This is a genomic window from Nonomuraea sp. ZG12 (assembly GCF_052068115.1).
Taxonomy (GTDB): Bacteria; Actinomycetota; Actinomycetes; order Streptosporangiales; family Streptosporangiaceae; genus Nonomuraea.
Genome location: NZ_JBQHCW010000001.1, coordinates 640,267 through 662,262, shown reverse-complemented (window position 1 = coordinate 662,262; position 21,996 = coordinate 640,267). Strand labels below are relative to the sequence as shown.

At 71.0% G+C, this 21,996-nt stretch carries 24 protein-coding genes and 1 tRNA gene; 12 read left to right on the top strand and 13 right to left on the bottom strand.

All coding sequences use genetic code 11. The features are described from left to right. Positions 1 to 20: 20 nt before the first annotated feature. Positions 21 to 566, top strand: a complete 546-nt coding sequence (locus ACTMTF_RS03095; RefSeq protein WP_441109107.1) for a DUF1850 domain-containing protein — start codon at positions 21 to 23, stop codon at positions 564 to 566. Here the strand turns inward: ACTMTF_RS03095 and ACTMTF_RS03090 are convergent. Both ACTMTF_RS03090 and ACTMTF_RS03085 read right to left on the bottom strand, forming a co-directional pair. Beyond that, the gene (locus tag ACTMTF_RS03090; protein WP_441109106.1) at positions 461 to 1,426 is read right to left on the bottom strand and encodes a magnesium transporter CorA family protein; all 966 of its coding nucleotides are present in this window, start codon (positions 1,424 to 1,426) and stop codon (positions 461 to 463) included. The genes ACTMTF_RS03095 and ACTMTF_RS03090 overlap by 106 nt on opposite strands. Continuing rightward, a complete protein-coding gene (locus ACTMTF_RS03085) occupies positions 1,427 to 2,140 on the bottom strand; it encodes a DUF72 domain-containing protein (RefSeq protein ID WP_441109105.1) in 714 nt (237 codons plus the stop codon). 72 nt (positions 2,141 to 2,212) lie between these two features. On the opposite strand from ACTMTF_RS03085, the gene ACTMTF_RS03080 reads away from it, so the two are divergent. Continuing rightward, on the top strand, positions 2,213 to 3,613 hold the full coding sequence (locus tag ACTMTF_RS03080; RefSeq protein ID WP_441109104.1) for a YibE/F family protein: 1,401 nt from the start codon (positions 2,213 to 2,215) through the stop codon (positions 3,611 to 3,613). On the opposite strand, the gene ACTMTF_RS03075 is transcribed toward ACTMTF_RS03080, so the two are convergent. Beyond that, positions 3,559 to 4,419 carry an NAD(+)/NADH kinase gene (locus tag ACTMTF_RS03075; protein ID WP_441109103.1) on the bottom strand — a complete coding sequence of 287 codons (861 nt, stop codon included), beginning with the start codon at positions 4,417 to 4,419 and terminating at the stop codon, positions 3,559 to 3,561. The two genes, ACTMTF_RS03080 and ACTMTF_RS03075, sit on opposite strands and share 55 nt — an antisense overlap. A gap of 186 nt (positions 4,420 to 4,605) precedes the next feature. Beyond that, a tRNA-Pro gene (locus ACTMTF_RS03070) sits at positions 4,606 to 4,679 on the bottom strand. A gap of 136 nt (positions 4,680 to 4,815) precedes the next feature. Here ACTMTF_RS03070 and ACTMTF_RS03065 point away from each other — a divergent pair. The 4 genes from ACTMTF_RS03065 (at position 4,816) to ACTMTF_RS03050 (ending at position 6,691) form a co-directional block, all read left to right on the top strand. Next, positions 4,816 to 5,256: a hypothetical protein gene (locus tag ACTMTF_RS03065; RefSeq protein ID WP_441109102.1), complete on the top strand. Its 441-nt coding sequence runs from the start codon at positions 4,816 to 4,818 to the stop codon at positions 5,254 to 5,256. A gap of 74 nt (positions 5,257 to 5,330) precedes the next feature. After that, positions 5,331 to 5,876 carry a hypothetical protein gene (locus ACTMTF_RS03060; protein ID WP_441109101.1) on the top strand — a complete coding sequence of 182 codons (546 nt, stop codon included), beginning with the start codon at positions 5,331 to 5,333 and terminating at the stop codon, positions 5,874 to 5,876. A gap of 5 nt (positions 5,877 to 5,881) precedes the next feature. Beyond that, positions 5,882 to 6,490 (top strand): hypothetical protein, encoded by a 609-nt coding sequence (locus ACTMTF_RS03055; protein ID WP_441109100.1) that lies wholly within the window; start codon positions 5,882 to 5,884, stop codon positions 6,488 to 6,490. Positions 6,491 to 6,496: 6 nt separating this feature from the next. After that, positions 6,497 to 6,691: a hypothetical protein gene (locus ACTMTF_RS03050; protein WP_441109099.1), complete on the top strand. Its 195-nt coding sequence runs from the start codon at positions 6,497 to 6,499 to the stop codon at positions 6,689 to 6,691. Between the two features lie 111 nt (positions 6,692 to 6,802). Here the strand turns inward: ACTMTF_RS03050 and ACTMTF_RS03045 are convergent, their stop codons facing one another. Next, positions 6,803 to 7,159 (bottom strand): ATP-binding protein, encoded by a 357-nt coding sequence (locus tag ACTMTF_RS03045; protein WP_441109098.1) that lies wholly within the window; start codon positions 7,157 to 7,159, stop codon positions 6,803 to 6,805. Positions 7,160 to 7,234: 75 nt separating this feature from the next. Continuing rightward, the gene (locus ACTMTF_RS03040) at positions 7,235 to 8,008 is read right to left on the bottom strand and encodes a SigB/SigF/SigG family RNA polymerase sigma factor (RefSeq protein ID WP_397000506.1); all 774 of its coding nucleotides are present in this window, start codon (positions 8,006 to 8,008) and stop codon (positions 7,235 to 7,237) included. Positions 8,009 to 8,220: 212 nt separating this feature from the next. Between ACTMTF_RS03040 and ACTMTF_RS03035 the strand changes: the two genes are divergently transcribed. Next, positions 8,221 to 8,577: an STAS domain-containing protein gene (locus ACTMTF_RS03035; protein WP_441109817.1), complete on the top strand. Its 357-nt coding sequence runs from the start codon at positions 8,221 to 8,223 to the stop codon at positions 8,575 to 8,577. Here the strand turns inward: ACTMTF_RS03035 and ACTMTF_RS03030 are convergent. Continuing rightward, complete coding sequence (locus ACTMTF_RS03030) at positions 8,574 to 9,290, bottom strand: ANTAR domain-containing response regulator (RefSeq protein WP_397001532.1); 717 nt, start codon at positions 9,288 to 9,290, stop codon at positions 8,574 to 8,576. The genes ACTMTF_RS03035 and ACTMTF_RS03030 overlap by 4 nt on opposite strands. A 59-nt stretch (positions 9,291 to 9,349) precedes the next feature. Here ACTMTF_RS03030 and ACTMTF_RS03025 point away from each other — a divergent pair, with 59 nt between their 5' ends. The 3 genes from ACTMTF_RS03025 (at position 9,350) to ACTMTF_RS03015 (ending at position 13,030) form a co-directional block, all read left to right on the top strand. Beyond that, positions 9,350 to 11,182 carry a SpoIIE family protein phosphatase gene (locus tag ACTMTF_RS03025; RefSeq protein WP_441109097.1) on the top strand — a complete coding sequence of 611 codons (1,833 nt, stop codon included), beginning with the start codon at positions 9,350 to 9,352 and terminating at the stop codon, positions 11,180 to 11,182. Between the two features lie 105 nt (positions 11,183 to 11,287). Then, positions 11,288 to 12,391 carry a glycosyltransferase gene (locus tag ACTMTF_RS03020; protein WP_441109096.1) on the top strand — a complete coding sequence of 368 codons (1,104 nt, stop codon included), beginning with the start codon at positions 11,288 to 11,290 and terminating at the stop codon, positions 12,389 to 12,391. A 45-nt stretch (positions 12,392 to 12,436) separates the two neighbouring features. Then, positions 12,437 to 13,030, top strand: a complete 594-nt coding sequence (locus ACTMTF_RS03015) for an FMN-binding negative transcriptional regulator (RefSeq protein WP_441109095.1) — start codon at positions 12,437 to 12,439, stop codon at positions 13,028 to 13,030. Between the two features lie 4 nt (positions 13,031 to 13,034). Here the strand turns inward: ACTMTF_RS03015 and ACTMTF_RS03010 are convergent, their stop codons facing one another. Next, complete coding sequence (locus ACTMTF_RS03010) at positions 13,035 to 14,087, bottom strand: PucR family transcriptional regulator (RefSeq protein WP_441109094.1); 1,053 nt, start codon at positions 14,085 to 14,087, stop codon at positions 13,035 to 13,037. Positions 14,088 to 14,162: 75 nt separating this feature from the next. Between ACTMTF_RS03010 and ACTMTF_RS03005 the strand changes: the two genes are divergently transcribed. Both ACTMTF_RS03005 and pruA read left to right on the top strand, forming a co-directional pair. After that, a complete protein-coding gene (locus ACTMTF_RS03005) occupies positions 14,163 to 15,080 on the top strand; it encodes a proline dehydrogenase family protein (RefSeq protein ID WP_441109093.1) in 918 nt (305 codons plus the stop codon). A gap of 2 nt (positions 15,081 to 15,082) precedes the next feature. Then, positions 15,083 to 16,708, top strand: a complete 1,626-nt coding sequence (gene pruA, locus ACTMTF_RS03000) for an L-glutamate gamma-semialdehyde dehydrogenase (RefSeq protein ID WP_441109092.1) — start codon at positions 15,083 to 15,085, stop codon at positions 16,706 to 16,708. A gap of 111 nt (positions 16,709 to 16,819) precedes the next feature. Here pruA and ACTMTF_RS02995 read toward each other — a convergent pair whose 3' ends face one another. From ACTMTF_RS02995 to ACTMTF_RS02975, 5 genes are all read right to left on the bottom strand, one after another. Next, positions 16,820 to 19,126: a xanthine dehydrogenase family protein molybdopterin-binding subunit gene (locus ACTMTF_RS02995; protein WP_441109091.1), complete on the bottom strand. Its 2,307-nt coding sequence runs from the start codon at positions 19,124 to 19,126 to the stop codon at positions 16,820 to 16,822. After that, positions 19,123 to 20,112, bottom strand: coding sequence for an FAD binding domain-containing protein (locus ACTMTF_RS02990; protein ID WP_441109090.1), 990 nt, complete (start codon positions 20,110 to 20,112; stop codon positions 19,123 to 19,125). Before ACTMTF_RS02990 ends, ACTMTF_RS02995 begins: the two co-directional genes overlap by 4 nt. Beyond that, positions 20,109 to 20,609, bottom strand: coding sequence for a (2Fe-2S)-binding protein (locus tag ACTMTF_RS02985; RefSeq protein WP_441109816.1), 501 nt, complete (start codon positions 20,607 to 20,609; stop codon positions 20,109 to 20,111). The genes ACTMTF_RS02990 and ACTMTF_RS02985 overlap by 4 nt, the downstream gene beginning before the upstream one ends. 85 nt (positions 20,610 to 20,694) lie before the next feature. Next, positions 20,695 to 21,363 (bottom strand): TetR/AcrR family transcriptional regulator, encoded by a 669-nt coding sequence (locus ACTMTF_RS02980; protein WP_441109089.1) that lies wholly within the window; start codon positions 21,361 to 21,363, stop codon positions 20,695 to 20,697. Positions 21,364 to 21,588: 225 nt separating this feature from the next. Beyond that, positions 21,589 to 21,942, bottom strand: coding sequence for a dihydrofolate reductase family protein (locus ACTMTF_RS02975; RefSeq protein ID WP_441109088.1), 354 nt, complete (start codon positions 21,940 to 21,942; stop codon positions 21,589 to 21,591). Between the last annotated feature and the right edge of the window lie 54 nt (positions 21,943 to 21,996).

Sequence of the window (21,996 nt, the reverse complement as noted above, 5' to 3'; positions counted from 1 at the left end):
GAGCAGGCCTGATCAGGTTCGTGCTGGTGCTGGCGGCGGTGCTGGCGGTGGGCTCCGGGAGCGGGGCCGGCCGCCTGGCCGTGAACGGCCTCGTCCTCCCCCGCTCAGGCGTGTTCGCGATCGGCTATGTGCATAGCGTCTACCACTCCCCCTCCGCCGAGATCTTCACCGTCGAGGACGGCCGCTTCACCATGCGGGCCGTCGTCTCGGACAGCGGCGGCGTGCTCGACTATTACGCGCTGGACGGCGAGCGGAGCCGAACGCCGGGCGGGCGGTGGCTGCTGCGGCTGGCCGTGCCCGCGACGTACGACGAGTTGCCGCTGCTCGCGACCCCCATCGGCCGCAGGACGCTGTTGGCGGGCGGGCGCTGCCTGCCGCTGTATCCGGCGTCGGGGGCGCGGCGGGTGCGGGTGGCGGTGGAGCTGACGTCGCACGACCGGGGCGGTCCGTGCCCGCCGCCTTACAGCCAGTCCTTCTTCTTGAACGCCGCGTACAGCGCCACCGAGGCGACGGCCACCAGCAGCAGCGACATCCAGAAGCCCCACGGCTCGCCCTCGCCGGGATAGGGCACGTTCTGGCCGTAGAAGCCGGTGATGGCGGTCGGCACCGCGATGATCGCCGCCCAGCCCGTCAGCCGTTTCATGATCTCGTTCAGCCGGAAGCCCTGCTGGGCCAGGCGGGTCTCACGCATGTTGGCGAGCAGGTCGCGCAGTGACTCGACCCATTCGGCGGTGCGCAGCACGTGATCGTAGACGTCCTCGAAGTAGGGGTCCATCCTGGGCTCGGCGACCAGCTCCTGGTCGCGCCGGAGCGTGCCCATGATCTCCCGCATCGGCATCGTGATCTTGCGGAAGGTGACCGTCGCCTTGCGCAGGCCGTACATCCTGCGCTGCAGCTCGCGGCTGTCGGCGGGGCCCTCCTCGAACAGCGCGTCCTCCAGCGCCTCGGCCTGCGTGTCGAGCTCCTGGGCCACGGTGAGGTGGCCGTCGGCCACGTAGTCCAGCAGGCCGTGCAGGAGGAAGGCGACGCCGTAGCCCGCCAGGTGGGGGGCGGAGTCCCAGCGCCGGAGCACCTCGTGGATGTCGAAGTGGTCGCTCTGCCGCACCGTGACCAGGGCGTTGGCGGTGACGAAGACGTCGACCTCGTCGAGGTCGACGCCCTCGCCGTCGAGGCGCGCCGCATAAACGGTGATGAACAGGTGATTGTCGTAAATATCGATCTTTGGGCGTTGATGGTCGTTGTGCACGTCCTCCACCGCCAGCTCGTGCAGCCCGAGCTCCTCCCCGACCACGGCGAGCTCGGCCACCGTCGGGGAGCACAGGTCGAACCAGACGACGTTCTGCCGGTCGGCCACGTAGTCGGAGACCTCCGCGACGGGGAAGCCCTCCTTCTCCAGACGGCCGTTTCTATACAGACGTGTACGCACTCAGATGAGTTTGGCAAAGCGCTCGGCGTTCCGCACGGCCGCCGCGTTGGGATCGTTGTTGAAGTACACGTACGCGTCCCGCCAGCCCGCCTCGCGCACCCGTCTGGCCCACGTCTTCAGCGACGTGTCGCCGTACGACGGTCTGGGGGTGGCGCGGCCCTCGTGCAGCCGCACGTACCCCCAGGGCGCAGTGTCCCAGAACGGGTTCTGCGGCCTGCCGAGCCGGTCCGCCCAGCACAGCGCCGCCCCGCGCGCCTCCAGGACCTTGCGCGTCTCCTCCGTCCACCAGGACGCGTGCCTGAACTCCACCGCCACCCGCACCCGGCCGGGAAAGCAGCCCAGGCACCGGTCCAGCCTGCCCGGATCGGCCTTCAGCGTCGGCGGGAGCTGCAGCAGGATCGGGCCGAGCTTGTCCCCCAGCCCCGCCACGGCCGTCATCAGCCGCTCGACCGGCTCCTCCGGGTCGGCCAGCCGCTTGATGTGGGTGAGGAACCTGCTCGCCTTCACGGCCATCACGAAGCCGCGCGGGGTCCGCTCGCGCCAGGAGGCGAACGTCTCCGGGGACGGCAGCCGGTAGAAGGCGTTGTTGCTCTCGACCGTGCCGAACCACTCGCCGTAGGTCTCCAGCCAGAGCCGTTGCGGGACGTCCTGCGGGTAGAGCACGCCACGCCAGTCCCGGTACTGCCATCCGGAGGTGCCCACCAGCGTCGTCATGCGAGCTGTCTACCCAGCAGGTCGAGGTGCAGTACTGTCTCATCCCGAAGTCCACGGGGAGGGCGATTCGGGATGGGCGCCAATCACGCGCACGGCACCGCCGTACCCGCGTCACGGCGGGCGGTGGTCGCCACGCTGGCAGTGTTGCTGCCGCTGGCGATCGCCACGCTGGTGGCGCTGGTCTGGCTCTGGCCCGACAGCAGGACGGCGACGGTCCAGGAGACCGGCTTCCAGCGCCTCAGCGGCACGATCAGCACCGTGACCCTGGAGCCCTGCGGCGAGACCCAGCCGGGAGCGCCCAAGCCGCACCCGGCCACCTGCGGCAAGGCCACGGTGCAGGTCGAGGGCGGCAAGCGGGTGACGCTCTCGCTGCCCAGCGGTCCCGGCTCTCAGCGCTTCACCCCGGGCGACGACGTGATCCTGCTGCACCATCCGGGAGCCGAGCCCGGCACGCCCGCCTACCAGCTGTCCGACCATGACCGGTCGACCCCGCTGTGGCTGTTCGGCGCGGCCTTCGCGCTGGCCGTGATCGCGTTCGGCCGCTGGCGCGGCGTCACCGCGCTGGCCGGGCTCGCGATCACGTTCGTGCTGCTGCTGACCTTCGTGATCCCCGGCATCCTGCAGGGCCGGCCGCCGATGCTGGTGGCCATCGTGGGCGCGGCGGCGATCATGCTGACCGTCCTCTACCTCACCCACGGCTTCACGCTGGCGACGTCCATGGCCCTGCTCGGCACGCTGGCCAGCCTGGTCATCACCGGAGCCCTGTCCTACGCCGCGATCGGGCTGGCCCGGCTCAACGGCATCACCGACGACAGCTCCTTCACCCTGGACATGAGCCTGTCGATCGACACCCAGGGGCTGCTGCTGGCCAGCATCATCATCGGCGCGCTCGGCGTGCTCGACGACGTGACGGTCACCCAGTCGGTCACCGTCGCCGAGCTGGCCGCCGCCAACCCCTCCTACGGGTTCCGCCGCCTCTACCGGGCGGGCAGCCGGGTCGGCCGGGCGCACATCGCCTCGGTGATCAACACCATCATCCTGGCCTACGCGGGCGCCTCGCTGCCCCTGCTGCTGCTCTTCAGCATCGGCGAGCAGCCGCTCGGCGAGGTGCTGACGACGCCGGTCCTGGCCCAGGAGATCGCCCGCAGCGTCGTCGGCACGCTCGGCCTCATCGCCGCCGTGCCGATCACCACCGCGCTCGCCGCCCTCGTCACGGCCCGCCGCGACCCGCCGGACACCCGCGCGCACCCCGGCCCGCACGACCACACCGACCCGGACGACCGTCCGGACCGTCCGGACCGCCCGGACCGACACGACCTGTGGACCCCCAGGGACCGCGCCGATCCGTACGGCCGGCCGGGCCCGCAGGATCACGCCGAGCCGCCGTCCCGGTCGGCCCGGCATCGCCGCTCGCCGGCTCAGCCCACCTCGGCGCTGCCGTCCACCCGCAGCTTGCGCCGCGCGCGTTCGTAGAAGGTGGTGCCGAGACGCACCACCTTGGCTGCGCCCGGCATGGCGGTCACCGTGATCCGGTCACCCGGCCGCAGATGCCCGACCACCATCCCGTCCAGCTCGACCGCCAACCGCCCGCTGGACGGCAGCAGCTCCAGCTCCACCTCCTCGTCGGCGGGCAGGACCAGCGCCCGGTTGAAGGAGGAGTGGGCCGCCGCCGGCACCACGAGCACCGCCTCCACCCGGGGCGACACGACCGGCCCGCCGGCCGAGAAGCTGTAGGCGGTCGAGCCGGTGGAGGTGGCCACGATCACCGCGTCGGCCGCGTAGTTCACGAACGGATGACCGGCCGGCGTGATGGTCACCTCGGCCAGGCCGTCCCCCGGGATGCGAACCAGCGCGATGTCGTTGAACGCGGTCAGCTCCGCCGTGTCCGACAGTCTGGTGCGCACCGCCATCCGGGGCTCGACGGTGTAGCGGTTGCCGTCGATGGCCGACAGGGTGGCGGGCAGCTCCTCGACGTCGATCTCGGCCAGGAAGCCGAGCCGCCCCATGTTGACGCCGAGCACCGGCGTGTCCCGCCCGGCGATCAGCCGCATCGTGCGCAGCATGGTGCCGTCACCGCCGAGGCCCACCAGCAGGTCGGCCCGCTCCACCAGCGAGTCGGCGTCCACCGACACCGCGCTGCAGTCGATCCGGCCCACCTCCTCCGGCAGCCCGAGCACGGTGACGCCGCGCTCGGCGGCCCACCTCAGGATCGTGTCGATCGCCTTCTTGGAGTCGCGCCTGGGATGCAGCACCAGGCCGACCGTCCCCACCATGCCCATGGGAACACCTTATGGGCCCTGCTCGGAGCCGGTCGCCCGCGCCGCCACGCGTCGCCGTACGGGCAGGAAGGACGTACGGGGCGAGAGGCGTACGGGCCGGGAAGCCGATCGGGGTGGGAAGCCGATCTGGGCGGAAAATGAGAAGGGCTCGATCAACGGTGTCCGTCGATCGAGCCTCTCCATGCGTCGGGGTAACCGGATTCGAACCGATGACCTCCTGACCCCCAGTCAGGCGCCCTACCAAGCTGGGCCATACCCCGGAAACTGCTGCTCAGAGCCGTGGTGAATGTGGTGGATTCCCTCGGTTGCGCAGGAGAAAGACTATCACGGTTGCGGGCCACGCGATCCGTGCTCGACGCCCCTGGACGACGGGCGGGCACCGTAGTCTCAGGAGGTATGGGAAGCGGAGGTGGCCGGGTGGGGCGCAGGCCGACGATCGATCGGGACGAGCTGGCCAGGCTCGTCGCCGAAGGGCTGAGCGTGCAGGAGCTGGCCGCGCGTTTCGGGGTGAGCGAGTCCGGTGTGCTGCAGGCCAAGCGGTCGGCCGGGCTGGCCAAGCCGATGCTCGACCACAGCCGCGCCGTACCGTGGAAGCTGGCGCGCGCGCACGCCCAGTCCGGGCCCGCCACCAACCTGCGCAACCTGTCGGCGGCGGCGCAGGGCAGGCCGCCCGCGGCCGAGCGGCTCAACACCGCGCTGCGGTGGGCGGAGCGGCTCGTCGGCGCCGGGCTCGACGTGAGCTACGACCCGGCCGCCGGGTTCACCGAGGTCCCCGCAGGCGCATCCGGCTCGCACGTCGCATCCGTGCTGGCAGCGGCCAGAGAAGCCCTGCAATAGGGCTGATACGGGCGTTTCGCGAGCCCGTTCCCGGGCAGACGCCGGTCTCAACACAGAGACCGGAGGCGAACATCATGACCACCTTCATCTGGGTGGCCGTCGTCGTACTCGCGGTGGTCGCGGTCGCCGCGGTGGGCTATGTCGTGGTTCAGCAGCAGCGCCGCGGCCACCTGCGCGAACGCTTCGGCCCCGAGTACGAGCGCATGATGGCCGAGCACGACAACAAGCGGGAAGTGGAGCAGGAGCTGCTCGCCCGCGAGCAGCGCCACGCCGAGCTCGACATCCGGCCGCTGCCCGAGGAGTCGCGTGAGACCTACGCCAACCGCTGGACCGAGGTGCAGGAGCGTTTCGTCGACTCCCCCGGCTTCGCGGTGACGGAGGCCGACCAACTGGTCGCCGAAGTCATGGCCGAGCGGGGCTACCCGACCGAGGACTTCGAGCAGCGGCTGTCCGACCTGTCGGTGGGTCACGCGACGACGCTGGACCACTATCGCAAGGCTCACGAGATCAGCGGGCGCGCGGCCAGGAAGGCGGCCTCCACCGAGGAGCTCCGTCAGGCCATGGTGCACTACCGCGAGCTGTTCGAGGAACTGCTCCACGAGACCTCCCGAGGACGGTGACAGACATGCACGGCGACGAGCTCAAGGTGCCGTCGCAACGGGCGGACGCCGCCCATGACGGCACACAGGACGACCACGAAGACCCCACCTACCGTGCCCCCTACGCCGACACGGACGGCGACATGCTGGTCGCGGCCGACGCCGACACCGGTGCCGCCCCCAGGCCCGGGAGCAGTACCGACCCCACGACCGGAGCCGGTGCCGACCCCGGCAGCAGGATCACCCCCGAGACCGGGACCAGTGCCGACACGGACTCCGAGACCGTGGTCGTCACCGAGACCGGCCAGGGCGGCCCGGCCGACGAGACCCCCGCGCACGCGGCCCCCAAGGAGATCGTCCTGTTCGACCAGGACCCCACCGAGGCGCAGGCCCGCTGGCGCGACCTGCAGGCCTCGTTCGTCGACGACCCCGGCCAGGCCGTTCACCGGGCCGACGAGCTGGTGGAAGAGGTCGTCGAGGCCCTCACCGGCTCACTGACCGCACGTACGGCAGAGCTGCGCGAGCGCTGGAAGAGCGCCGACGGCGGCGACACCGAGCAGCTCCGCCTGGCGCTGCGCGACTACCGGGGCGTGCTCGAACGCCTGCTGGCCCTTTCCGAACCGAGAACGAGGTGACCTGACATGCTCGCCATCGTCGCAGCGATCATCTTCGGCCTGGGCTTCCTGCTCGACCTGCTGGACACCCAGATCCCCGGAGGCATCTCGGGGACGACCTTCATCCTGCTCGGCCTGACCCTGCTGGCGCTCCACCAGGCCGGCATCGGGACGGCCAGTTTCAAGACCAGTGGCGGATGGCGGGGACGCGCCCGCCGCTGACCATCGCCTGACCGTCGTACGACCTCACTGACGCGGCGCACCCGGATCACCGGGTGCGCCGCACACGTCGTTGTCGAGCCGCGTCGAGCCGCCGTCGTCAGGCCGTAGTTGTCAGGCCCTGGCCGGGAACCGCATGATCACCGTGCTGCCACGGCCGCCGATGCGCAGCGTCAGGTCGGCGGAGAGCAGCCGGGCCACCCACAGCCCCATGCCGCCCACCGCCCCGGGCGTCGGCCCCGCCTTCCAGTCGCCCTCGTCGTGCACCTCGACGACGAGGTCGCCGCTGTCGGCCCAGGTGCGCACCTGGGCGTCGCCGGCGCCGTGGGTGACGGCGTTCGTGGCCACCTCGTTGACGGCGATCACGAAGTCGTGGACGGACTCTTCGGACATGCCGACGTCACGGGCCCCGGACTCGGCGAACTCCCGGACCCGAGGCAGGTCCGGGAGCCGGAAACGGAGTCGTCGCACGGGCGCACCGGGCGGCGGGTCCGTGGAGCCCACCCGAGGATCCGCGTCCTCTCTCATCACCCGGCAACCGCCTTCTCAACCGACCAGAAGCTCTGCGCGCAGCTGGTCGAGAACCTTACGGAGAATCCTGGACACGTGCATTTGCGAGATGCCGAACTCCGCCGCGATCTCGGCCTGCGTCATGTTGCCGAAGAACCGCAGCAGCAGAATGTGCTTCTCCCTCGACGGCAGCGCGTCGATCAGCGGCTTGACCGCCTCCCGGTCGACCATGGTGCTGAGGGTGTCGTCGTCCTCCGGGATGACGTCGCCGAGTGAGGCGGCGTCGTCCTCGGTGCCCAGCGGCGCATCGAGGGAGAGCGTGCTGTACGCCGCAGAGGCGTCGAGGGTGAGCAGGACGTCCTCCTCGGAGATGTTCATCTTGGCCGCCAGCTCGGCGATGGTGGGTGAGCGGCCGAGGTCCTGGCTGAGGTCGGCGACGAGCCGGTTCAGCTCGGAGCGGCGTTCCTGGTAGAGGCGGGGCACCCGGATGGCCCAGGTGCGGTCGCGGAAGTGACGTTTGACCTCTCCGGTCATGGTGACGACCGCGTATCCCCTGAAGGCGTGGCCGAGGGTCGGGTCGAAGCCGTTGATGGCCTTCATCAGGCCGACGTAGGCGGCCTGGAGGAGATCTTCCAGGGGCTCGCCGCGGTAGCGGTAGCGCCTGGCGATCTCCATGGCGAGCGGCCGGTGCATCTCGACGATGCGTTCGCGCACCCGTTCCCGCTGGCTGTGAGGGGCGTCTTCCCTGACCATCTCGGCCAGAAGCTCTTCTGCGGTCATCTCTTCGAGGACGAGTGTCTGCGCAGCCATGGCTGCTCCTCATCTGGGTTTCGGGCGTCCCCCACATGAGAAAAAGCCCATGCAGAGGCACGCCTCGCTCTACTTCGAGACGGAAGCCCTCTGCTGGACTTCTCCTCCAGTATCCCCCATCTCCCCGGAAATATCCCCTCTTGAGTTGCTGGGGAGCTCAATGCCTGGAGGCCAAGGCTTTCTGCGGACTTCGGTAATGTTGCCCCGTGACAATGCCCGAGAACGGCGACGGGTCCGTGGCGGCCCTGACCCTGACATCGTCGACAGTGGCCGAGGTCTCTGTGATCAAGGTCGACGGTGTCCTTGACGCCACGACGCGCGAACAGTTCGCCGACTATCTCTCGCTGGCCGGCCCGGATCTGATCCTGGACCTCGGTGGGGTGACGTTCATGGACTCGCGCGCCCTGGGGCTGATCGTCCACCACTGGCAGACGAGCCTGACCTCGGGGACCAAGTTCGCCCTGATCGGTGTGGAGTATTCGAAGTCCAAGGTGATGTGGATCACCGGACTGGCCCAGAGGCTGCCGATCTACGACACGCTCGACGACGCCCTGGCCGCCATCGGCTAACGACGATTCTTGCGCTGGTGCTCCTCGACCAGGAGGCGCGCCAGGTCGGCGACCTTCACCTGATGATGCTGGGAGATCCGGCGCAGCTCCTCGAAGGCGGCCTCGGCCGTGCATCCGCTGGTCTGCATGATGATGCCCTTGGCCTGGTCGATCAGTGCCCGGCCGGCCAGGGCCTCCTGCATCTGGGCGGCGTCGGTGCGCACCTCTTCGAAGTCCCACATGTTGGCCATGGCCACCCCGACCTGCTCGGTCAGCATGCCGGCGAGCGACTGGGCGCCCTGGGGGGAGAAGGCGCCGCGCCGTACCGAGTACAGGCCCACGATCAGCAGGACGGGGGCCACCTCGATGGGGACCGCGAGGACCGAGCGCACGCCCCAGCGGGTGGCCAGGGCGGCGTAGCGCGGCCAGCGGCTGTCGGCGAGCACGTCGGCGACGGCGACCCGGCCGCCGGTCTTCCTGGCCTCGACGGACGGCCCTTCGCCCAGCTCGCGCTCGCCTTCGACGAGCATGATCAGCTCGCTGTGCGAGCCGGACACCAGGACGCGGTGATCGCGCCAGTGCTCCGCCGAGCCGCCCGAGCAGCCGGGCACGCCGGCCGCCAGCGCCGTGGTCAGGCCGCGCAGCACACTCTCGGTCGAGGTGTCCTCACCGAGCCGGCCGAGCGTTGCCAGGTTGCGGGCAAGCCCGGGAGTGATCATCGCGGTGGATTCCATAACATTCAAGCCCCTACCCCTTCTGGCTACCATTATCCCGTGTGGCGTAGCGTCAGAGGATGACCATGCCGGACCTCGATCACGCCCTCGACGCCCTCGAGGGGCGTGTCGCGTCGTTGCGTGAGGCGAGGGCCGCCTACCCCGCGGACCTCGGCCCCACCCTGGACGCCGCACTCGCGGAGCTGGACACCGCGGCCGAGCTGCTGGCCGAGGCCCGCGAGCAGCTGAGCAAGGCGCCCCGGCGGCCCGCCGGGAAGAAGGACGGGTCGCAGCGGGAGCTGAAGCTGCTGCGCCAGGTGTTCCGGGCCTTTCCGGTGCCGGTCATCGTGCTCGACGGCGGCGGCATGGTCCGGCGGATCAACCCCGAGACCTCACGGATGCTCGGCAGTCCCGACGGCTATCTCGTGGGCCGGTCGTTCCCGCTGCTGGTGGACGTGTCGCGCAGGGCGGCGTTCCGGTCCCACCTGACGTCCGTCCTGCAGATCGGGCAGCCGGCGGCGTTCGAGACGCGGCTGTCGCACCAGGGCAGGACGCACACGGTGCAGCTGGCGATCTCGCGGCTGACGATGCCCGGTGAGCCGCAGCAGATGGTGGCCGTGGTGGCGTTGCCGACGCAGGTGCAGCTGCCCGAGCCGGGCTCCCGGCGGCCCGAGCTGTCCGACGGCGCGCTGCTGATGGCCGCGGCCAGACGGCAGGACCTGCTGGCCAGGATGGGCAGTCTGCTGCTGGACGAGGAGGCGCTGCGCCAGCCGGTGGCGCTGCCCAGGGCGACCCGGCTGCTGGCAGCCGAATGGGCCGACTGGGTGATCGCGGACATGGTCCGTGACGGGCTGCCCCGGCGCTCGATCGTGGCCGGGCCCAAGAACCTCCCGGTGGCCGAGCTGGTCCGGCAGGTGGAGGCGACCGCCCCAGCCGGCGCCCAGGTGGTGACGCAGGTGCTGGAGCGCCGCTCGGGCGTGGTGCACGAGATGGTCGACGACGAGACGTTGCTCGGTTTCTGCGCCGAGGGGCCGCTGCTGACCGTGATGGGCGCCGGATCGCTGCTGTGCGTGCCGATCGGCGACGGCGACGGCGCGCTGACGCTGGTGCGCGCGCACGACCGGCCGCCGTTCACGCTGGCGGACCTGAGCGTCATGCAGGACGTCGGGATGCAGCTCGGGCTGGCGGCCCGGGCGCAGAGCAGCTTCCAGAGCCGCTCGCGGGCGGCCGACGCCTTGTCGGCGAGCGTCGCCCCGCGCAGCCTGCCGGACGTGCCCGGGTACGAGGCCGCCGCCGTCTACCGTCCCGGCTCGTCGGTCGGGGCCGAGTTCTACGACGTGTTCCCGGTCGGGGGCGGCTGGGGTTTCGCGCTGGGCGGCGCGGCCGGCAAGGGCGAGGAGGCGGCGTCGGTCAGCGCGATGGTCAGGGGCGGGCTGCGGGTGCTCAGCGTCTGGGAGTCCGACCCGGACCCGGTGGTGCGCAAGGTCAACGAGGCGCTGGTCGAGCAGGGCACCGGCCTGTTCGTGATGGCGGTGGCCGGGTTCGTGAAGGGCCGCCGGATCCGCATGTCCTCGGCCGGTCACCATCCGGCGGCGCTGGTGCAGCCCGACGGCTACGTGCGCTTCACCGCGGGCGGCGGGGTGCCGCTGGGCATCGCGCCGGAGGCGGAGACGAGCACGGAGGAGATCACGCTGGCCGTCGGCGAGACGCTGGTGCTCTATTCGGAGGGCCTCATCTCCTCCAGGAACGAGCTGGGCGAGCCGTACGGCGAGGAGCGACTGGCGGACGTCCTGGGCAGGTGTGCCGGTCAGGGGCCGTCCACCGTGGTCAAGGCGATCGAGGAGGACCGCAGCGCCTTCTCTGGCGGGCAGGTCTGGGACGAGATCGTGGTGCTGGCCCTGCGCGGTGTCTGATTCGGCAGGGTTTGCGAATCAGCGGAAAGTGGGTATCGTCTTGCCGTAGAACGACGTGCCTAAGACGCAGGCACACCTTGAAGGCTTTCAACGCTGAGGTGTGCCATGAATATCGCGATCGTCGCTTCCGGTTCCGGCAACAAGCGTCACCAGATCCTTTCGGTGGCCCGTGAGCTCGGGCGTGAGCACCACGTCACCATCTACTCCCGCCGCGAGAGCGCCGACGGCAAACCCAGGACGAGGGTGGCCCCGGGTGTCACGGTGGAGCACATCGGCGTGGGGCCGGCCCGCAGCCTGAGCCCGTCCGATGTCGTGCCGTTCCTCAACGACGTCGGCGACCATTTGATGAAGCGGTGGCAGCAGGACCGCCCCGACGTGATCCACGCGCACTCGTGGACCTGCGGCCTGGCCGCGGTCACCGGCGCGAAGGGCCTGGACGTGCCGGTCACGCATACTTTTCACACCGTCGACGCGGCGCATCTGAAGCTGGAGCGGGCACTCGGCCGCAGGGCCAGGGTGGTCATCGCGGGCTCGGGCGACGAGGAGTCGGCGCTGATCAGGATCGGCGTCCCGCGCAACCACATCGCGATCGTGCCCTACGGCGTGGACACCGAGCGTTTCCACCGCCAGGGCCTGACGGCCGTGCGCGGGACCCGTAAGCGGCTGCTGCACGTCGGCCCGCTCTCCCCCGACCGGGGCGCGCACACCGTGGTCCGCGCGCTGCCTGGCCTGACGGACGTGGAGCTGGTGATCGCGGGCGGCCCCGACCCCGAGCAGCTCGAGGACGACAGGGACGCGCGGCGTCTGCGCGCCCTGGCCGAGCAGCTCGGCGTCTCCGACCGGGTGACGATGCTGGGCCAGGTCAAGCGCGCCTCGGTGCCCAAGCTGATGCGCAGCGCCGACGCCGTGGTGTCGGTGCCGCGGGAGACCACCAGCGGCATCGTGGCGCTGGAGGCGATGGCCTGCGGCGTGCCGGTGATCGCCTCGGCCGTGGGCGCCCACCTCGACTCCGTCATCGACGGCGTCACCGGCCTGCTGGTGCCGCCGGACCGGCCCGCCAGGACCGCGCGGCTGGCTCGTGAGCTGCTCACCGACCCGACGCTGCGCACCGCGCTCGGGTACGCGGGGGCCGACCGGGCCCGTTCACGCTACTCCTGGGAGCGCGTCAGCCAGGAACTGCTCCGCGTGTACGAATCGGCCTGCGCGTAGGAAACCCGTACGACAGCCTCAAAGAGCGTCTTGTATGGTCACCGCATGCTGATCCACCCGTGGGACGCGGGCACCGACGACCAGGCGCTCGCGTACGTCAAGGACCACCAGTTCGGGCACCTGATCGCGGCCGGCCGAGGCCGTGACGTGCCCGTCGTGGTGCCCACCCAGTTCCTGCTCGTGGACGATCGGACGGTCTGGCTGCATCTGGCCAGGCCCAACCCCATCTGGTCCGCCATCGAGGAGAACCCGGCGGTTCTGCTGTCGGTGGCGGGTCCGTGGGCGTACATCGCCGGGCGGTGGCGGGCCGAGCCCGGCACCGACCCCTCGCTCGGCGTCCCCACGACCTACTACTCCTCGGTCCAGCTCACCTGCCACGCCGAGATCGTCGCCGATCCCGAGGGCAAGCTGGAGATCCTGCGCGCCCAGCTCCGCGACCTGGAGCCCGGCCACGGCGACCCGGCCGCGCTGCCGAGGCTGCTGGCCGGGCTGCAGGGCCTGCGGCTGGCGGTGACGGAGGTCCGGGGCAAGTTCAAGTACGACGCGCACAAGGACGCCGAGGTGCGCGAGCAGGTCGCCCGGGGGCTCGCCGAGCGCGGCGGCCCCGGCGACGAGGCGGCCCTGCGCCACCTCGCCTGAACCATCACCGCAACCGGCCGGCCTTCAGCCCCAGGTGAACGGTGAGCCGGTCGTCGCCGTCGGACAGGTCCCGGTGGGTCAGCCGCTCGGCCTTGCCGAGGCGGTAGTAGAGCGTCTGCCGGTGGACGCCCAGCTCGGCGGCGGCCTGGTTCGCGTGGCCGCCCAGGTCCAGATAGACCTCCACCGTCCGGGCCAGCTCCGGTTCGAGGACGGCGACCTCGGCCGCCAGCTCTCGCAGATCGCCCGGGCCGAGCCTGGCCAGCAGCCGGTGCACGCCGAGCTCCTCCCAGCGGGCGACCGGGGCGAACCTCGGGAAGTGCTCGGCCACTCGCAGCGCCTGCTTCGCCTCCCGCCAGCTCTGCCAGGCGTCCGCCGGGTCGGCCCGGGGCGCGCCGATTCCGGCGGCGGTGCCGTACGCGCGCTGCAGGGTCTGGGCGACCTCGGCGCCCAGGTGCGCCGGGGCGAGCAGCGCCACCGGTGAGCCGGCGCGGGCGAGCACGCCGCGCGGGAGCGTCCACAGGGCGGCGACCCGATCCTGCGACTCACGCACCGCGATCACGGTCACCGGGCCCGGCACCTCGATGGAGACGTCGGCGCGCTCCTCGGGGTCGGCGGACAGCAGCGCCGTGAGGCTCCGGCCGAGGTCCTGGCGGCTCCTGGCCTCCTGGGCGAGCGCGCCGGCGGCCCTGGCGACGAGCGGCGCGACCCGGGCCAGCGCGGCGTCGGTCAGACTGCCCGATTCGAGCAGCCACAGGTAGCCGTAGACGACGTCGCGGTGCCGCAGCGGCCAGCAGACCCTGGCCAGCACCTTGAGGTCGGCGTCGGCGGGGATGCGCACCGGGCCGTGCGCCCTGGCGATGCCGTAGCGCTCGAAGTAGTCGCGCACCTCCCCCGTGGCGCGCCTGCGCAGGATGGACTCCTGGCGGACGGTGTCGATGTCGCCGTGCTGCGCGCCGTACGCCAGCAGCCGGAACGAACGGTCCTCCAGCGTCGCCGACGCGCCCAGCACACCGGCTATCTCGTCGACGATCTCCTGCAGATCGGTGGCTTTGTACATATGTATGACAGCCTGCCACACCCCGCGTTACGCCCGTCAATGGCCCCGCCTGAACAGGGGTTTTAGTCTGGAGACATGTTGGGTCAGCTGCTGTTCGCCGCGTCCCGGAGCGGGATCGTGCGCCGCTCCGTGTCCGCCTTCCCGCTCACGCGCAAGGTGGTCCGCCGCTTCGTCGCCGGAGAGCGCGTCGAGGACGCTCGCGACGCGGTCGAGCGACTGTGCGACGCGGGCCTCGCCGTGACCGTCGACCATCTCGGTGAGCAGACCCTCGACGCCGACGCCGCGGCCGCCACCGCGAGGGCGTACGTCACACTGCTGGACGCGCTGCGCCCGCTGGATCTCGGGCCGAGGGCCGAGGTGTCGGTCAAGCTGTCGGCCGTCGGGCAGGCCCTGGACGAGACGATGGCGCTGAAGCACGCCCGCGAGATCTGCGCCGCCGCCGACGCCGCCGGCGCGACCGTGACCCTCGACATGGAGGACCACACCACCGTCGACTCGACGCTGCGCATCCTGCGGGAGCTGCGCGCCGACCACCCGTCGACCGGCGTGGCGATCCAGTCCTACCTGTTCCGCAGCGAGGACGACTGCCGCGAGCTCGCCGCCGAGGGCGCCCGCGTACGGCTGGTCAAGGGCGCCTACAAGGAGCCCGCCGCCGTCGCCCACCAGAGCAAGACCGACGTGGACAAGGCCTTCGTAAGGTGCCTGCGCCTCCTCATGGCGGGGAAGGGGTACCCCATGGTGGCGACGCACGACGACCGGCTGATCTCCATCACCGAGCTGCTCGCCGACCGGTGCGGCCGCTCCAGGGGCGACTACGAGTATCAGATGCTGTACGGGATCCGCACCGACCGGCAGGAAGCCCTGGCCGGAGCCGGTCACACCGTCCGGGTCTACGTCCCCTACGGCGGCGACTGGTACGGCTACTTCATGCGCCGCCTGGCCGAACGCCCCGCGAACGTCGCCTTCTTCCTTCGTGCCCTTGGGGGTAAGTGAAAATGGACGCCATCAGCAACGTGCCGGTTCCCGCGAACGAGCGGATCTACGGATACGCGCCCGGCAGCGCCGAGCGCACGGCACTGGAGAACCGGATCAAGGAGCTGGCCGGCTCCTCGATCGACCTGACCATGACCATCGACGGCGAGCAGCGCCTGGGCGGCGGCACGCCCATCGACGTGGTGCAGCCGCACAACAAGAGCGCCGTCCTGGGGCGTACCAACGACGCTACGGCCCAGGACGTGCAGGACGCGGTCGCGAGCGCGTTGCGGGCGGCCCCCGCCTGGCGGGCGCTGTCCTTCGACGAGCGGGCCGCGATCTTCCTGAAGGCGGCCGACCTGCTGGCCGGCCCGTGGCGGGCGACGCTGAACGGCGCGACCGTGCTCGGCCAGTCGAAGTCGGCGCAGCAGGCGGAGATCGACGCCGCCTGTGAGCTGATCGACTTCCTGCGGTTCAACGTCTCCTACGCCCGGCAGCTCTACGCCGACCAGCCGGTCTCCTCGGCCGGGGTGTGGAACCGGATGGAGTACCGGCCGCTCGAAGGCTTCGTGCTCGCGATCACGCCGTTCAACTTCACCGCCATCGCCGGCAACCTGCCGACCGCGCCCGCCCTGATGGGCAACGTGGTCGTGTGGAAGCCGTCGCCGACGCAGCAGTTCGCGGCGCACTTCACCATGCGGCTGCTGGAGGCGGCCGGGCTGCCTCCGGGTGTCATCAACATGGTGACCGGCAACGGCCAGGCGATCTCCGAGGTCGCGCTGACCCATCCGGAGCTCGCCGGGATCCACTTCACCGGCTCGACCGCGACCTTCCAGCACCTGTGGGGCACGGTCGGCGCGAACATCGCCTCCTACCGCGGCTACCCGCGGCTCGTCGGCGAGACCGGCGGCAAGGACTTCGTCATGGCCCACCCGTCCGCCGACCCGGGCGTGCTCGCGACCGCGCTGATCAGGGGCGCGTTCGAGTACCAGGGGCAGAAGTGCTCGGCGGCCTCGCGGGCCTACGTGCCACGCTCGGTGTGGAGCCGGATGCGCGACGACTTCGTGGCCACGGCCGAGTCGCTGACGGCCGGGGACGTGGCGGCGGACCTGTCGACGTTCATGGGCGCGGTCATCGACGAGCGGGCCTTCGCCAAGCACAAGACCGCCATCGACCGGGCCCGCCAGGCGTCGAACATCGACGTGCTCACCGGCTCGTACGACGATTCGGTCGGATATTTCGTGAAGCCGACCATTCTGGAGTGCGCCGACCCGACGGACGAGATCTTCGTCAAGGAGTACTTCGGCCCGATCCTCGGCGTGCACGTCTACGACGACGGCGACTACGACACGGTGCTGGACCAGATGGAGGGCATCGCGCCGTACGCCCTGACCGGGTCGATCATCGCCCAGGACCGCTACGCCATCGCGGCGGCCTCGGAGCGGCTGCGCTTCGCGGCGGGCAACTTCTACATCAACGACAAGCCGACCGGCGCGGTCGTCGGCCAGCAGCCCTTCGGCGGCGCCCGCTCCTCCGGCACCAACGACAAGGCCGGCTCGATCTTCAACCTGATCAGGTGGGTGAACGCCCGCACGATCAAGGAGACCTTCGTCCCGCCGACCGACCACCGCTACCCGCACATGGGGTAACGGTCCGGCTCTGTGCCGCGCCCCGGCTCTCGGGCCGGCTCTGTTCCCGCGCCCCGGCTCTCGCGTGAGCCGGGGCGCGGTTTCAGTTCGCCGGTGACGACCCCGTGGACGTCACAGCAGCTTGTCCAGGGTGATGGGCAGGTCGCGGACGCGTTTGCCGGTCGCGTGGTGGACGGCGTTCGCGACCGCGGCGGCGACGCCGGTGATGCCGACCTCACCCAGCCCGCGCAGCCCGAGCGGCATGGTCGGGTCGGGCTCGTTCAGGTAGTGGACGTCGATCGGCGGGATGTCGGCGTGCACCGGGACGTGGTACTCGGACAGGCTCGGGTTCATGATCCGGCCGGTGCGCGGGTCGATGAGCGTGTGCTCGCTCATCGCCATGCCGATCCCCATCACGATGCCGCCGCGGAGCTGGCTGCTCGCCGTCTTCGGGTTGATCACCGTACCGACGTCGAACGAGCCGACCCAGCGGGAGACGCGTACCTCGCCGGTGTCCGGATCCACCCGTACCTCACAGAAGTGCGCCCCCGTCGCGGCCTTCACCCAACGTCGCCGGTCCCGGAGGAACTTCGCCATGAAACGGACCTGTCCGGCCACCGCCCCGAGCCCGGTGTCGGACCCGACGGCGGCCTCGACCGAGGGCCGGCCCGCCCGCCCGAGAATGTCGGTGTACTTCTCCCCCAGGCCCGGCTCGCCGACCTGGTAGAGGCCGCCGTCGCGGGCTTCGAGACGGTCCAGGCGCCGGCCGCGCAGCGGCGACTCGCTCGACCGTCTGGCCAGGGCGTGCATCGACCGCTTGAGTTTCTCGCACGCGGCCAGCAGGGCGGCGGCCACGCTCGCGGTCTGGGTGGCTCCGCCGGCCATCGGCGCCATGGGCAGCTCCGAGTCGCCGTACTCCACCTTGACGGACGCGAACGGCACGCCGAGCGCGTCGGCGGCGATCTGCCCCTGTACGGTCGCCCCGCCCATCCCCATCTCCTGGAAGCCGCACCGCACCACGACGGTGCCGTCCATCGACAGCCGCACCGTGATGTTGGCGTTCAGCTGGATGGGCGGATGATACGCCGACGCCACGCCCATGCCGACCAGCCACCTGCCGTCCCGCATCGAACGCGGCTGCGGCGTCCGCCGGGACCAGCCGAACTTCTCCGCCCCGAGCACGTACGCCTCCCGGAGCATCCGGTTCGAGAAGTCCTGGCCGCCGATCGGATTCTTGGCGGGCTCGTTGCGCATCCGCAGCTCGATCGGGTCGACGCCGAGCTCGCAGGCGAGCTCGTCGACGGCCGCCTCCAGCGCGAACGTGCCGATCGACTCGCCGGGCGCGCGCATGAACGTGTTCGACAGCAGGTCGAGCTCGACGATGTTCTGCTGGAGCAGGATGGCGGCGGCGTCGTAGAGGTGCTCGGACACGGTGGTCACCGGCTCGGGCCGGCCGCCGATCTTGCCGATCCGCGTCACGCTGGTGTGGATCAGGGCGGTCATCCTGCCGTCGGCGTCCGCGCCGAGCGCGACCCGCTGCACCGAGGGGGTGCGTCCGCCGACCGTGTGGTAGATGCTCTCGCGGGTGAGCACCATCCGCACCGGCCGGCCGGTCACCCGTGCCGCCATCACGGCGAGGATGGTGCCGGCCCAGACCGAGCCCTTGCCGCCGAAGCCGCCGCCGACGTACGGCGCGATCACCCGCACCCCGGCCACCGGCACGTCGAATCGCAGGGCGAGATGCTTGCGCACCCAGTCGATGCTCTGCGTCGAGTCGTGGACGGTGAGCCGGTCGCCGTCCCACGCCGCCGTCGTCGCGTGCGGCTCGATCGCGTTGTGGTGGTACGGCGGCGTGGTGAACCGCAGGTCCACCGAGACGGGCGCCGCCGCGAGCGCGGCCTCCGCGTCGCCCTTCTTCACTTCGCCGGGCGATATCAGGTCGCCCTTGCGCGGCTTGGCGTTCTTCTCTTCGGCCGCGAAGTCCACCGTGGCGGGGAGCGTGTCGTAGGTGACGCGGACCAGGAGCGCGGCGTGGCGGGCGGCGTCCAGGGTCTCCGCGACGACGACCGCGACCGGCTGTCCGTTCCAGTGCACCTCGTCGGTGTTGAGGTAGTTGAGCGACGCGCCGGAGACCATGCTGCTCAGGTTCAGCGGGCTCGGCGAGGGCGGCGGTTTCAGCACCGGCGCGTTCTCATGGGTGAGCACCGCCAGCACGCCTTCGACGGCGGACGCGTCCGCCGTGTCGATCCCGGTGATCCGGCCGCGGGCGACCGTCGCGTGCGCCAGCGCGGCATGCGCGAGGTCGGGATAGGGGTATTCGGCCGTGAAGCGGGCCGTGCCGGTCGTCTTGGCCGTGCCGTCCACCCGGTCGATCGGCTTGCCGACGCTGCGTTCCTTCGCCCCGCTCCGGGGCGGGCTCTCCGTCTGGGTCTGGGTCATGCCGCGCTCCCGTCCAGCGCACGCAGCGTCGCCACGATCGCGCGCCGAGCCAATTCGATCTTGAACTCGTTCCCCGGCCGGCCGATCGCGGCGCCGAGCTCCGCGGCCGCCGCCCGCTCGAAGGACTCCTCGGTGGCCGGCGCGCCGAGCAGGATCCGCTCCGCCTCGTGCGCCCGCCACGGCTTGGCGGCGACCCCGCCGAGGGCCAGCCGGACCTCCGACACCATGCCATCCCGTACGTCCAGCGCCGCGGCGACGGAGACCAGGGCGAAGGCGTAGGAGGAGCGATCCCGCACCTTGCGGTAGCGCGACTTCGCCGCCACCGGCAGGGCCGGCAGCTCGACCGCCGTGATCAGCTCGTCGGCGGCCAGCTCGGTCTCCAGGTGCGGTGTGCTGCCCGGCAGCCGGTGGAAGTCGGCCAGCGCGATGCGGCGAACTCCGCGTACGCTCTCCGCCTCGACGATCGCGTCGAGCGCGGCCAGCGCGACGCACATGTCCGAGGGGTTCGTCGCGATGCACGACTCGCTCACGCCCAGGACGGCGAGATTACGGTTGAACCCGCCGATGGCGTCGCAGCCGCTGCCCGGTTCGCGCTTGTTGCAGGCTGCGGCCGAGTCGTAGAAGTAGGCGCAGCGGGTGCGCTGCAGCAGGTTCCCGCCGACGGTCGCCATGTTCCGCAGCTGCCCCGACGCGCCGCTGAGCAGTGCCTGGGACAGCATCGGATAGCGGGTCCTGATCAGCCGGTCGGCGGCCAGGTGGCTGTTGCGGACCAGCGCGCCGATCCGGACGCCGCCGCCGGGCAGCTCCTCGATCCCGGTCAGGGGAAGCCTGGTGATGTCGATGACCGTGTCGGGCGTCTCGATGTCCTCGCGCATCAGATCGACGAGGTTCGTCCCGCCGCCGATGAACTTCGCGTTGGGGCCGGCCCCGATCGCGCTGATGGCCGAGGCGACGTCGGGGGCGCTCACGTACGAGAAGGACCTCATCGGGCGACCTCGGCGATGGCGTCGACGATGCCGTTGTAGGCGCCGCAGCGGCACAGGTTGCCGCTCATCCGCTCCCTGATCTCTGCATCGGTCAGCTCGGCGTCGGTCAGCTCGGCGTCGCCGTGGTGGTGCGCGGTCACGGCGCTCGGCATGCCGGCGGCGTGCTCGGCCAGCATGCCGATCGCGGAGCAGATCTGGCCGGAGGTGCAGTAGCCGCACTGGAGGCCGTCATGCCGGACGAACGCCCGCTGGAGCTCGCCGTCGGTGACCCCTTCGATCGTGGTGATCTCGCGGCCGGTGTACTGCACGGCGAGGGTCAGGCAGGAGTTGATCCGCTCCCCGTCGGCGAGCACCGTGCACGCCCCGCAGGCGCCCTGGTCGCAGCCCTTCTTCGTGCCGGTCAGGCCCAGGTGCTCGCGGAGCGCGTCGAGCAGGCTGACCTGTGGCGGGAGCTGGAGTGTCCGGTCTGCACCGTTCACCCGCAGCCTTGTCTCCATCGTGTGCTCGGCCTGACGCGGCCGTACCTCAGGATGCAACGACACCGATCCTCCTATGATCATTTGTCGTGGGGCGGCGATGCGCTCAACCGCAGGAAAAACGTGGTGACTCGCGGCCGTGCTCCGAGTCCTCCGTCGTGGGCGATGACGCCTCGCGAAGCTGCTGCTCGACGAGGGCCCGCGCGGTGCGGGCCGCCCGCTCCTCGGCCGCCGCGAGGGGCGCCTGCACGTCGCCGGGGAGGCCCTCCTGCAGGAAGAACGCGAGGCCGTGGGCGGCAGACGCCATGCAGATGAGCAGGTCGAAGGCGGCGGCCTCCGTGCCGGTGACACGCCTGGCGATCGGCAGCAGGGTGTCGAAGAGGGCATGGACCACCTCGGCCAGCTCAGGATGCCGAGTCTTGTCCAGGCCCGCGTTGAACATGATGTCGAAGAGCGCCTGCTCCTCGTAGGCGAAGCGCACGTACGCCGCGGCCAGGGCGGCCAGCTGCTCGGTGGGGTCCTCGCTCGCCGAGCAGGCCTCCGTGAAGCGCCGATCCTGCTCCTGGTAGCCCTTCACGGCGAGCGAGACGAGCAGGGCGTCGCGGTCGGCGAAGTGCTTGTACGGCGCTGCGACGCTCACCCCTGCCCGGCGGCAGGCCTCGGCCAGGGTGAAACCATGCGGGCCACGCTCGGCGACGAGCGCGAGAGCCGCCTCCTCCAGCGCCTTGCGGAGGCCGCCATGGTGTTGCCCGGTGCTGCGCCGTCTGCCGATCACGCCACGAGGTTAACACTATTTACCTGTGGAGGTGAATAGTATTTACCTATTGAGGTTAATGAGATTTACCTACAGCCAGGCCGACCGCCCGGAGCGCCGTGCCTGGGCTGGATCCAGCCGGCGAATCGGTTCATGACGGCGAGACCTGCCTCTTCCCCCAGGCCACGGCCCGAACGGGACTTGAGGGGGGCGAAGCGCGGCACCGGCTCGCACCACCGGATCGGCCTATGACACGGCCCGGCGCGCCACGCGGTAGCGGAGGTGGACGACTCTCGAGCTGAAGGTACGGGTCTCGACGAGTTCGAGATCCACCCGGCGCTCGCGCTGGGGAAAGAGCGGAATATTACCGCCGACCAGCACCGGGTAGACCCTGGCCAGGTACTCGTCGATCAGATCCGACGCGGCCGCCTCGGCGGCGAGAGTCGCGCCGCCGATCGCGATGTCGCCCTCCCCGGCTCGGCCCGCAACCGCTCGATGTCCTCCGCCAGGCCGCAGAAGGCCAGGCGGGCATTTCCCTGCACCGCCCGCAGCGTGGTGGAGAACACCACCTTGGGGAGCGCCTTCCAGAGCGCGGCCCACTCGAGCGTTGAGTCGTCGAGCGATGGATCCTGGTCGGCGGTCTCCCAGTACCGA

Excerpts from the sequence above, each read along its gene's own strand:
- ACTMTF_RS03085 (WP_441109105.1), bottom strand. The coding sequence starts at position 2,140 with ATGACGACGCTGGTGGGCACCTCCGGATGGCAGTACCGGGACTGGCGT.
- ACTMTF_RS03080 (WP_441109104.1), top strand. The coding sequence starts at position 2,213 with ATGGGCGCCAATCACGCGCACGGCACCGCCGTACCCGCGTCACGGCGG.
- ACTMTF_RS03075 (WP_441109103.1), bottom strand. The coding sequence starts at position 4,419 with ATGGGCATGGTGGGGACGGTCGGCCTGGTGCTGCATCCCAGGCGCGAC.
- ACTMTF_RS03065 (WP_441109102.1), top strand. The coding sequence starts at position 4,816 with ATGGGAAGCGGAGGTGGCCGGGTGGGGCGCAGGCCGACGATCGATCGG.
- ACTMTF_RS03060 (WP_441109101.1), top strand. The coding sequence starts at position 5,331 with ATGACCACCTTCATCTGGGTGGCCGTCGTCGTACTCGCGGTGGTCGCG.
- ACTMTF_RS03055 (WP_441109100.1), top strand. The coding sequence starts at position 5,882 with ATGCACGGCGACGAGCTCAAGGTGCCGTCGCAACGGGCGGACGCCGCC.
- ACTMTF_RS03050 (WP_441109099.1), top strand. The coding sequence starts at position 6,497 with ATGCTCGCCATCGTCGCAGCGATCATCTTCGGCCTGGGCTTCCTGCTC.
- ACTMTF_RS03040 (WP_397000506.1), bottom strand. The coding sequence starts at position 8,008 with ATGGCTGCGCAGACACTCGTCCTCGAAGAGATGACCGCAGAAGAGCTT.
- ACTMTF_RS03035 (WP_441109817.1), top strand. The coding sequence starts at position 8,221 with ATGCCCGAGAACGGCGACGGGTCCGTGGCGGCCCTGACCCTGACATCG.
- ACTMTF_RS03030 (WP_397001532.1), bottom strand. The coding sequence starts at position 9,290 with ATGGAATCCACCGCGATGATCACTCCCGGGCTTGCCCGCAACCTGGCA.
- ACTMTF_RS03025 (WP_441109097.1), top strand. The coding sequence starts at position 9,350 with ATGACCATGCCGGACCTCGATCACGCCCTCGACGCCCTCGAGGGGCGT.
- ACTMTF_RS03020 (WP_441109096.1), top strand. The coding sequence starts at position 11,288 with ATGAATATCGCGATCGTCGCTTCCGGTTCCGGCAACAAGCGTCACCAG.
- ACTMTF_RS03015 (WP_441109095.1), top strand. The coding sequence starts at position 12,437 with ATGCTGATCCACCCGTGGGACGCGGGCACCGACGACCAGGCGCTCGCG.
- ACTMTF_RS03010 (WP_441109094.1), bottom strand. The coding sequence starts at position 14,087 with ATGTACAAAGCCACCGATCTGCAGGAGATCGTCGACGAGATAGCCGGT.
- ACTMTF_RS03005 (WP_441109093.1), top strand. The coding sequence starts at position 14,163 with ATGTTGGGTCAGCTGCTGTTCGCCGCGTCCCGGAGCGGGATCGTGCGC.
- pruA (WP_441109092.1), top strand. The coding sequence starts at position 15,083 with ATGGACGCCATCAGCAACGTGCCGGTTCCCGCGAACGAGCGGATCTAC.
- ACTMTF_RS02995 (WP_441109091.1), bottom strand. The coding sequence starts at position 19,126 with ATGACCCAGACCCAGACGGAGAGCCCGCCCCGGAGCGGGGCGAAGGAA.
- ACTMTF_RS02990 (WP_441109090.1), bottom strand. The coding sequence starts at position 20,112 with ATGAGGTCCTTCTCGTACGTGAGCGCCCCCGACGTCGCCTCGGCCATC.
- ACTMTF_RS02985 (WP_441109816.1), bottom strand. The coding sequence starts at position 20,609 with ATGGAGACAAGGCTGCGGGTGAACGGTGCAGACCGGACACTCCAGCTC.